The organism is Streptomyces misionensis (genome assembly GCF_007896895.1).
In the GTDB taxonomy this organism is placed as follows: Bacteria; Actinomycetota; Actinomycetes; order Streptomycetales; family Streptomycetaceae; genus Streptomyces; species Streptomyces misionensis_A.
This window is the reverse complement of the sequence record NZ_VOGW01000099.1, coordinates 1-9455: the sequence shown is the minus strand read 5'-3', so window position 1 is coordinate 9455 and position 9455 is coordinate 1. Positions and strand designations below refer to the sequence as shown.

The following is a 9455-nucleotide window of genomic DNA, read 5'->3' as shown; positions in this document are numbered from 1 at the left end:
GCGCTGGTGGGGCGCCCGGGGCGGTGGTGCCGTGGGAGCAGGCACCAGCACCGGGAGGCACCGCGATGTACGACGGCATACGACCGCACGGACGCCTCCTGACCTGCCTCATAGGCGCCGGCCTGCTCGGCGTCGGCGGCTGCGCGGCCCTGACCCTGAAACAGCCGGCGACCGCGCCGCAGCCCCTCCCCACGATCGACCGCCCCGCCCGCGGCGGCAACGCCCCGGCCCGGCCCGACGGCGCCGCGCTCACCGAGGGCCAGGCGCAGTCCGCGCTGCTCACCCAGTCCGACCTCGGCGCCCCCTGGGCCGCGACCCGCGGCGCGGCGACCTGGCGGGACGGGCTGCTCAAGGCGAACACCTCGGCCGGCGACTGCCAGAAACTCCTCGACGCCCTCTACACCGACCGGTTGCTCGGCGCCCCGGCCCGCGCCGCCGTCGGCCTGGACGACGCCGACACCGACGCCCAGCTGCGCTACCAGATCGGCGCCCGCCGCCCGTCCGACGTGGACGCCGCGCTGGCCTGGCTGCGTACGATGCCGCAGCGGTGCGCCCGGTTCACGGCCACCACCCAGCAGGACACCCAGGAGGACGTCCGGGTCGGCGAACTCGCCCTGCCCGAGGTGGGCGACGCCCGCCAGGGCCTGCACATCACCCTGGCCGCCACCACCGCCGACGACCAGGAGATCCACCTCACCCTCGACGTCGCCGCCGTCCGCGTCGGCAATGACGCCTTCGCCCTCACCAACGGCGGCCTCGCCGACGTCCCCAACGACGCCACCCAGGCGGCCGTCCAGGTGGGGGCGCTGCGGCTGGCGCAGGTGCGCAAGGAGGGCCGGGCGGAGGTGTAGGCCGGGATCAGAGCGGCGGCTGCGCCGGCGCGGGGCCCAGGGTCGTGGTGCCCGGGGCGGCGCGGTGGCCGAGCCCGGTGCGGTAGGCGTCCAGGGCGGCCTCGACGCGTCCGGTACGGCGCAGCAGGTCGCCGAGGAGGCGGCAGAGGTCGGCCAGGTCGCCGGCGGCTCCCGCGCGCTCCAGGAGGCTGAGGGCGCGCACGTAGTGCTCCTCGGCGGACTCGGTGTCGCGGGCGTCCTCGGCGATGATGCCGAGCAGCCGGTGCGCGGCGGCGGCGTGCACGGCGCCGCGCTCGGAGGAGAAGTCGCCCAGCACCCCCTCCAGCAGCTCCGCGGCATCCGCGGACCGGCCGCGCCGGTGCAGCACATCGGCGAGTTCCACCGCGGCCTGGCTGCGGTACAGGGCGGCCCGGGTCTGCGACAGCATGTCCAGCGCCTGCCGCAACTCGGCTTCGGCCGCTTCGAGTTGGTTGTTCTGCGCGTGGACGTAACCGCGCATCCAGTGGCAGTGCGCCAGCTCGGTGCGCAGGCTGAGCTGGCGGTACAGCTCACCCGCCTTGGCGAGGGAGGCGTCGGCCTCGGCGACGCGGCCCTCGGCGAGCAGGGTGCGGGCCACCGAGCGGTGCATGCGGGCGATCAGCGCCGGGTCGCCGGCGCGCGGGGCGAGCGCGAGGGCGTACTCGGCGGCCTGGGCGGCGCGGGCGTGCGCGCCCATGTCCAGATAGGGGCCGATGGCGCTGGCGTACAGGAGCAGCAGCGCGTCCGGGTCGTGCAGGCCGCCCCGGTTGAGTTCGTCGAGGGTGGTCTCCAGCAGGTAGACGGCGTAACGGAGTTCGCCGGCCAGGTAGTGGGCGACCGCGCGGCCGCGCACCGCGGGGACACGGGCCGCCGGGGAGGCGTCGGCGAGCTGCTCCTCGGCCCGCTCGAAGTGGGCCCGGGCATCCGTCAAAGCGCCCGTCTCCAGGGCGCATTCACCGAGGCCCAGCAGTGCGGCGGCCTGTTCGGGGACGAGCGCGTGCGCCGCCGCCTCGGCCAGCAGGTCCGTGTAGCGTGCCGCCGCCTCCTCGGCCCGGCCGTCCGCCAGCATCCGCTGCGCCTCGGTCAGCCGCAGCCGCAGGTGCGTGGCGAGGTGCGCGGGGCGGCCCAGCGCCAGTTCCTCGAAGCTCACGCCGAGCCGGTCCGCGATGTGCCGCAGCGCCTCGTCGGAGGCGCGCACCCGGCCCGCCTCCAGGGTGGAGATGTACGCCGGGGTGTAGGCCGGCTCGGCCAGTTGCCGCTGGGTGAGCCCGCGCTGGGCGCGCAACCGCTGCACCCGTCGTCCCACCGTTCCCGGATCGTCCCTTTCCCGTACCACCGGCACCCCCAACTCCCCCTGTCTGCCTTGCTGTTCGGCTCCCACTGCCTCTAGGTTAAACGGCGGGTTAAACCTGCTTAATACGCCGCTGTCGTGTTGTGAGGTCGCCGTGTCCGGACGTACACCCGGTTCCCGCGGGAATTCCCCCGCGCGCAGGGCCGTCGCCGCCGCCGTGGTCGCCGCCACCTCCCTGATCCTCGCGGCCAACGCCTGCCCCGCCCGTGCCACACCACCGGCGGCCCCCGCCGCGCAGGCCACCGCGCCGGCGTCCTCTCCCTGACCCACCGGTGCCGAAAACGGCGGGACCCGCCTCAGGGCCGGTCTTCCGGATCCGGCCGGGGTCGTCTGGAAGGTTCCGTCGCCCCGAGCCGCCCTGATCCGGAAGACAGGCCCTACCCTGCCCGCATGACCACCTCTGCCGCCGCCCGCACCGCGCTGGACCTCACCTCCGACCTCCCGGTCGCCGGCCTCGAGGACCTCTACCGCGATCTGCACCGCCACCCCGAACTGTCCCTGCGCGAACACCGCACCGCCGGCAAGCTGGCCGAGCGGCTGACGGACGCCGGGTTCGAGACGGCCGAGGGCGTCGGCGGCACCGGGGTCGTCGGCCGGCTGGCCAACGGTGACGGCCCGACCGTGCTGCTGCGCGCCGACATGGACGCGCTGCCGGTCCCGGAGGCGACCGGGCTGCCGTACGCCTCCGCCACGGACGGGGTGATGCACGCGTGCGGCCACGACCTGCACGTCACCTGGCTGGCCGGGGCCGCCGCCGCGCTGGCGCGGGGGCGGGACACCTGGCGCGGCACCCTGCTGGTGGTGGGGCAGCCGGCCGAGGAGACCGGGCAGGGCGCCCAGCGGATGCTGGCGGACGGTCTGTACGAGCGCTTCGGGCGGCCCGACGTGCTGCTCGGGCAGCACGCCGCGCCGGGTCCGGCGGGGCTGTACCCGCACGCGCCGGGCCTGATCATGTCCGCCGCGACCGACGTGGACATCGTCGTCCACGGCAAGGGCGGGCACGGCTCGCGGCCGGAGGCGACGGTGGACCCGGTGGTGACCGCGGCCTACCTCGTCACCCGGTTGCAGACGGTGGTCTCCCGGGAGGTCGCGGCGGGCGAGTCCGCGGTGCTGACGGTGGGCCGGATCGAGGCGGGCACCCGGCACAACATCATCCCCGGCGAGGCGCGCATCGCGCTCAACCTGCGCACCCAGTCCGAGGCGGTACGGCAGCGGATGCTGGCCGCGATCCGGCGCATCGCGCAGGGCGAGTGCCTGGCCGCGGGCTGCCCCCGCGAGCCCGACGTCACCCTCGGCAACACCTTCCCGGTGACCGTGAACGACGCGGACACCGACCGGACGGTCGCCGCCGTGCACGGCGAGGTCTTCGGCGCGGGCACGGTCTTCGACCCGGGCCCGGCGATGGGCAGCGAGGACTTCCCGGAGCTCTCGCTGAACAGCGCCATCCCCTACTCGTACTGGTTCGTCACCACGACGCCCGCCGACGTCTGGGACCGCTCGCCCGGCGACACCCTCGCCGAGAAGCTCGCGGCCGTCCCCAGCAACCACAGCCCCCACTTCGCCCCCGACCCGGCCACGGTCGCCCCGGGCGTGCGGACGCTGGTGTCCGGAGCCCTGGCGCTGCTGTCGCCGGCGTGAGCCACCGGGCGGTTCAGGTCCGCTGCAATTCCCGCAGCTGACGCCGCACGTCCTCCAGCGCGCCCTGCCGGCGCCCGGGCACCCGGGCGCGCAACTCGGCGAGCGCGGGCCCGAGTTCACGGGCCTGCGCGGTGTCGTCGATACGGCCCCACTGGTGGTGCGCCCGGTCGACGGCGGCCTCCACGGCGGGCGCGTCGGGGGCCTGCCCCGCCGCGAGCCTGGTCTCGGCCACCGTCATCCAGCCCCGGCAGCTGCGCCCCGCGTCCCCCGCGAACATCGCCAGGTCGGCGCGCACCTCGGCCCAGTGCAACGCGTCCTCGGACGCCGGCCCGTGCTCCTCCACGGCCGCCTCCTGAAGCCGCGCCGCGATCCCGTCGGCCTCCTCGTGCCGCCCGTCCCGCACGGCGGTACTGATGGCGGCGTGCGGATCGCCCCCGGCTTCCGGGAGCCCGTCCCCGGACACCCGCGGCACGGGGGGCACAGGCCCGTCCGCCGGCCCCCCGAACGCGCCGGAGCCACCATCGTCCGCGCCGGGGTCCGTACCGGCACGGGAGGCGGGTCCCGCCACCTCCGGGTCGGCGCCCGCCCCGGGAGCCGCGGGGTCCGCACCCCGGTCCCCCTGCGCACCGGAGCCGACGAAGCCGCCGGGTCGCGCCGCGTCGGCCGTGTCCGCGTCCGCGTCCGGGGCCGCATCGCTCCCGGGATGCCCGCCCGGGTCCCCGGCCGAGCGCCCGGGACCGGCAGCCGCGCCGGAGCCGTCCGGCCGGGCGGCGGCCCGCGGGACGAGGGAGGCGGTGGACCGTCCGGCGGCGCCACCGGCGTGCGAGTCCTCCTCCACTCCGGGTCCCTGCCGGGCGGTGTCCGGGGTCTCGCCGGAGCCGCCGAACCGCGCGGCATCGGCCACCTCCACCCGCGGCCCCGGGATCGCGCCGGTCCCCGCGTACCCGCCGGGGTGCCCGGCGTCGGACGGCGCGCCGGGCCCCATGCCAGGCTCGGGCCGCACGCCGTCACCCACCGAGGCGTTCGCATCCGGCGCCGTCCCGAGACCGACGTACCCGCCCAGGTGCCCGGCATCCGCCGGCGCCCCGAACCCACCGGACGGCACGGCGGGCTCCACGCCCGGCTCCGGCCGCACGGCGTCACCCACCGAGGCGTTCGCATCCGGCGCCGTCCCGAGACCGACGTACCCGCCCAGGTGCCCGGCATCCGCCGGCGCCCCGAACCCACCGGACGGCACGGCGGGCTCCGTCCACGCCGGGTCGGCCGCGGCGGCGCCCGGGGGCGCGCCGAGACCGAGGTCGCCGGGACCGGCGTACGGGGCGACCTGGGGCGGCCCCAGGACGATGTTGGTGGGGGTCTCCTCCGCGATGCGCGCGAGGGCCTGGTGGTGGAGTTCGTCCAGCGGCGGGCGGTGACCGCTGCGCAGCAGGGTGGCGACCGTCTTCATGTACGTCGGCTCGGCCGGCCCCCGGCGTCCGGGCGGCGGTGCGACACGGCCGTAGACCGCGGCCGTACGGCCCGCGTCCAGCGGCTGTTCGTGCAGGTGCCGCCAGACCTCCGGGTCCGCGTGCAGGTCCAGCAGGACCGCGGTCCGCCCGGGCGGCCGCAGCCGCAGCTCCTCGCGGATCCAGTGCCAGGGCAGCGCGGTGTAGCGGACCGTGGCCGGGGTGGTGCGGGCCAGCGCGAGATGCGGCAGCCGCTGACGGCGGTCCAGGTGCAGCTGGCCGGTGAGGTACACGGTGAGCGGCCCCGGCGCCGCCGCCGCGGCCCGCAGCCGGGTCAGCACGCCCTGCGGGTCCACCGGGTCCGCGAGTTCCACGACGTTGGCGGTGTCGGTGCCGGACAGCACGGCGGGGGCGACGGCGGCCAGCACCGGCAGCACGGAGGCCGCGTCCACCAGGCGTCCCCGGCCCAGCGGCGCGGCCGCGAGCAGCAGCACGGTTCCGGGCATGGTCCCTCCCCCTGTAAGGCCCTGCGGTCCCTGTGGATCCGCTCTCTCCCGCCAGCACCGTAACCGCTGCGACCACCCCGACGCGCCTCAGGACGCCGAACTTCCCCGTTCCGGGTCGTCGCCCGCCCACACCCGGTCCGGCAGCCATCTCCCGCTGTCCCACCCCGGGAACACCGCCGTCCGCGGTCCTTCGTCGCCGACCGGGAGGCGGCGCACCGCGAAGATCGTGGTGTCGTCGGCCAGCACGCCCCTGCTGTGCCGCCGGACACCCTCGTGGACGCGGCGGACCAGGCGCTCGGGCTCGGCGCAGCGCGGATCGGCGATGATCGCTTCGGCGACGTCGCCGACCAGGTCGTAGAACACGCCGTGGCCGTCCCGGGCCTCGGTCACCCCGTCCGTGTACAGCAGCAGCGTCTCGTCCTCGGCCAGCGGCACCTGGTGCACCGGCGGCAGCCCGCCGACCAGGTCGCACAGGCCGACCGGCAGCCCTTCCCCGCAGGACAGCTCGCGCACCCCGCGCGGGCCGACCGCGAGCGGCGCCTCGTGCCCGAAGTTGACGATCTCGACCGTGTCGGGGGCGTCCCGGGAGAAGGCGACCAGCACCGCGGTGGCGAACCGGTCCCCGTCTCGGCGGCCGATCGCGGTGGTGTGGATGCGGAGCCTCAGCATCCGGATCTCCAGCCGCTCGGCGACCGTCTCGAGATCCTTCTCGTAGTAGCCCGCCTCCCGGAAGCCGCCGAGCAGCGCGGCGGCCGCCTCCACCGCGCCCGTCCCCTTGCCCTGGACGTCCCCGACCAGCACCCTGGTGCCGTACGGCCCGGGCTGGATGTCGTAGAAATCGCCCCCGACCTGCGCCTCCACGTCCGCGGGGAAGTACGCGCCCGCTTGTTCGAGGCCCGCCCAGCGCTCGGGCAGCGGGCGCAGCACGGCCCGTACGGTGGCCGCCGCGACGTCCTCCATGCGCAACGCGTGCCGCTCCTGCCGCACCCGCATGGCCGAGACCACCGTGGCCAGCGCACCGCCGAGCGCGACCAGCACGAAGTCGGCGAAGCCCGCCCTGTACTGGTCCGGCCAGGCGTGGTCCACCAGCACGTACGCCACCAGCGACACCACGCAGAAGCAGGCCGTGGTGCGCACCCCGCAGATCGCGGCGGCGATGCCGGGCACCAGCACGGTCCAGGAGACGAACCGGTACTCCGCGCCGGTGTTGAAGTCCAGCAGCACGATGCCGGCGAGCAGCAGCGACGGCAGCAGCCAGGCGTAACCCTGTCCGCAGATCCGCCGCGGGCGGTGCCGCTGGTACGTCATCCGGTTCACACCGGCCGAGTCTCCAGGTTCGGACGACAAACACGCCGGTTGCTGCGCCGTCCGAGTTGCCGGGGCGGGCGCACAGGTGTGCATTGGAAGGCGAACGGGGGCGAGGAGAGAGGAGTGCTCACATGACCCATGCGGCACCCGCACCCGGTGGCATCCCCCGGCGCGCCCCGGCGCCCGAGGTGCAGGCCGCCACCTCCCCCGACCAGCGCCGTACCCCCGATGTCTTCGACGCCCGCACCCACCGGATCGGCCGGATCGCGGTCCCGGTGGTGCTGGGCCTGATCTACGGCTTCTGGGTCGCGGAGATGAACCGCTCCGGCGGCCCGGTCACCGGCTGGAACCTGCTGCTCGCCTTCGCCAGCTTCCTCGTCTTCGCCGTGCTGTGCATCGCCCTGCTGGCGCTGGCCCCACGGATGATTAGGGAGGTGCACGCGCTGCTGTGGACGGCGTTCGTCGGCTGCGCGTTCGGCTTCCTGTACAGCCAGGCCGGCCATTCCGTCGCCCGGACCGTGCTGATGTCGCTGCTGATCGCGGCGGCCACCTTCATCGTCTTCTTCTACCGGTACTACACACGCGAGGACGCCTTCGGACGGCGGATCCGCTGAGGCCGCGCCCCCGTGCGGCGGTCGCCCGGACGGGCGCCCCCCGGTAGCGTCCCGGCCCCGCCGGCCGTTGTCTGAAAGGGTGCCGCAACGCCTCAGGAGCGCCCTGTCGGCCGTACTGATCACCCTGTCCTGCCTGCTCGTGCCGTTCGGCGCGCTGGCGGTCTGGGCGGCGTACGGGCTCACCGACACGGGCCGGTACGTCACCACGATGGCCCCGCTCGCCAGCGACCCGGACGTGCGGGAGGCCGTCGCGAACGCCGTCGGGGACAGCCTGCTCCACGAGGTGGACCACCGGCTCGACGTCGGCCCGCTGCGGGGCTCCGTCCGCCCGTTCGTGCACGACGCCGTGCGTTCCTTCACCCAGACCGAGGCGTTCCGGCTGGCCTGGGACACCGGCAACCGGGTCACCCACGACGCGGTGCTGCGGGCGCTGCGCGACGACCGCGACGACGCGGCCGCCGAGCCGGTCACCGTCGATCTCGCCCCCGTCACCGCCCAGGTCAAACAGCAGCTCAGCGACGAGCACATACCGCTCGCCGCCCGCATCCCGGTGCAGCACACCACTGTCGCCGTGCTCCCGGCCGACGAACTGACGTCGCTCCGAAAGGGGTTCCACGTGCTCGAAGTCGCCGGATTCTGGCTGCCGGTCGCGGCCGTGGCCTTCGCGGCCGCGGGGATCGCCCTGGCCGTCCGCCGCCGCCGCGCCATCGCGGCGACCGCGCTGGGCACCGCACTCGGCGGCGCACTGCTCGGTCTCGCCGTGGCGATCGGCCGCCGCCTCACCCTCGCCGGGCTGCCCGCCGACGTGCCCCGCCCGGCCGCCGGTGCCGTCTACGACGCGCTGACCGGCACCCTGCGCACGGTCTCCTGGCTGCTGCTCGGCCTCGGCCTCGCGGTGGCCCTCACCACCTGGCTGACCCGGAACCTGCGCCCCGCCCGCCTCGTGCGACGGTGGCGAGGGTCTCCAGAGCCCGCGCCACCGCCTCGCCCCGTCCCGCCGGCCCGACGACGAACCCGACGGTGAGACCGGGCGCGACCCGCTTGGACAGCCCGTCCACGAGGTGGACGAGGTCGGGGGCGAGCGCGGCCAGCGGGGGAATCCGGTGCGGGCCCGGCTCCAGGAAGGACCAGATCCGGTCCTCGACCACCGGTATCCCCAGCCTGTGGACGACGTCCGCCAGCTCGGCACGCCGGCTCTCGCCCATGGTCAGCGCGGTCGGGTTGTGCAGGGTCGGCTGGAGGTAGAGGGCGGCCAGCGGCGCGGTGCGGTGGACGGCGGCGACGGACTGCGGCCGGATGCCCTCCTCGTCCATGGCGAGCGGCACCAGACTGAGCCCGAGCCGGGCGGCGATCTCCTTGACCAGCGGGTACGTGAGCGGCTCGACCCCGACCCGGTCGCCGGGGCGGGCCAGGGAGGCGAGGGTGGCGGCGATCGCCTGCCGGCCGTTCCCGGTGAACAGGATCCGCGCCGGATCGGCCCGCACCCCGCCCCCGTCGAGCAGCGCGGCGAACGCCTCCCGCGCGGCCGGCGTCCCGGCGGCCCCGGCCGGCCGCAGCGCGTCCCCGAGCGCGTCCGGCCGCAGCAGCGGCGCGAGCGCCCGGGCCAGCACCTCCGACTGCCCCGCCGCCTCCGGGTAGTTCAGCTCCAGGTTCACGGGCGGGGCCCCGGCCGCCGCCTCGGTCAGGGCGTGTCCGGGCTGTCCGTCGGGGGCGGTGGCGCGCAC

Annotated in this window: 6 protein-coding genes and 3 pseudogenes; 4 read left to right on the top strand and 5 right to left on the bottom strand. The window is 76.1% G+C overall.

The genetic code is table 11. The annotated features are described in order from the left end of the window. Positions 1-65: 65 nt before the first annotated feature. Positions 66-851 carry a hypothetical protein gene (locus FRZ03_RS16770; protein WP_146465966.1) on the top strand — a complete coding sequence of 262 codons (786 nt, stop codon included), beginning with the start codon at positions 66-68 and terminating at the stop codon, positions 849-851. A 7-nt stretch (positions 852-858) separates the two neighbouring features. Here the strand turns inward: FRZ03_RS16770 and FRZ03_RS16765 are convergent, their stop codons facing one another. Next, positions 859-2205, bottom strand: coding sequence for a helix-turn-helix domain-containing protein (locus FRZ03_RS16765; RefSeq protein ID WP_146466011.1), 1347 nt, complete (start codon positions 2203-2205; stop codon positions 859-861). A 405-nt stretch (positions 2206-2610) separates the two neighbouring features. Between FRZ03_RS16765 and FRZ03_RS16760 the strand changes: the two genes are divergently transcribed. After that, the gene (locus FRZ03_RS16760) at positions 2611-3858 is read left to right on the top strand and encodes an amidohydrolase (RefSeq protein ID WP_146465965.1); all 1248 of its coding nucleotides are present in this window, start codon (positions 2611-2613) and stop codon (positions 3856-3858) included. A gap of 13 nt (positions 3859-3871) precedes the next feature. On the opposite strand, the pseudogene FRZ03_RS16755 reads toward FRZ03_RS16760, so the two are convergent. From FRZ03_RS16755 to FRZ03_RS16745, 3 genes and pseudogenes are all read right to left on the bottom strand, one after another. Beyond that, positions 3872-4387: pseudogene (locus FRZ03_RS16755) on the bottom strand (hypothetical protein); the annotation flags it as partial. 672 nt (positions 4388-5059) lie between these two features. Then, positions 5060-5809, bottom strand: a pseudogene (locus FRZ03_RS16750) (hypothetical protein); the annotation flags it as partial. Positions 5810-5896: 87 nt separating this feature from the next. Then, a complete protein-coding gene (locus FRZ03_RS16745) occupies positions 5897-7117 on the bottom strand; it encodes a PP2C family protein-serine/threonine phosphatase (RefSeq protein WP_186785463.1) in 1221 nt (406 codons plus the stop codon). A 131-nt stretch (positions 7118-7248) separates the two neighbouring features. On the opposite strand from FRZ03_RS16745, the gene FRZ03_RS16740 reads away from it, so the two are divergent. Both FRZ03_RS16740 and FRZ03_RS16735 read left to right on the top strand, forming a co-directional pair. Further along, positions 7249-7731, top strand: coding sequence for a hypothetical protein (locus FRZ03_RS16740; protein ID WP_146465963.1), 483 nt, complete (start codon positions 7249-7251; stop codon positions 7729-7731). Between the two features lie 79 nt (positions 7732-7810). Next, on the top strand, positions 7811-8755 hold the full coding sequence (locus FRZ03_RS16735) for a hypothetical protein (protein ID WP_261399179.1): 945 nt from the start codon (positions 7811-7813) through the stop codon (positions 8753-8755). Here FRZ03_RS16735 and FRZ03_RS16730 read toward each other — a convergent pair. Next, positions 8637-9455: pseudogene (locus FRZ03_RS16730) on the bottom strand (aminotransferase class I/II-fold pyridoxal phosphate-dependent enzyme); the annotation flags it as partial. The gene FRZ03_RS16735 and the pseudogene FRZ03_RS16730 sit on opposite strands and share 119 nt — an antisense overlap.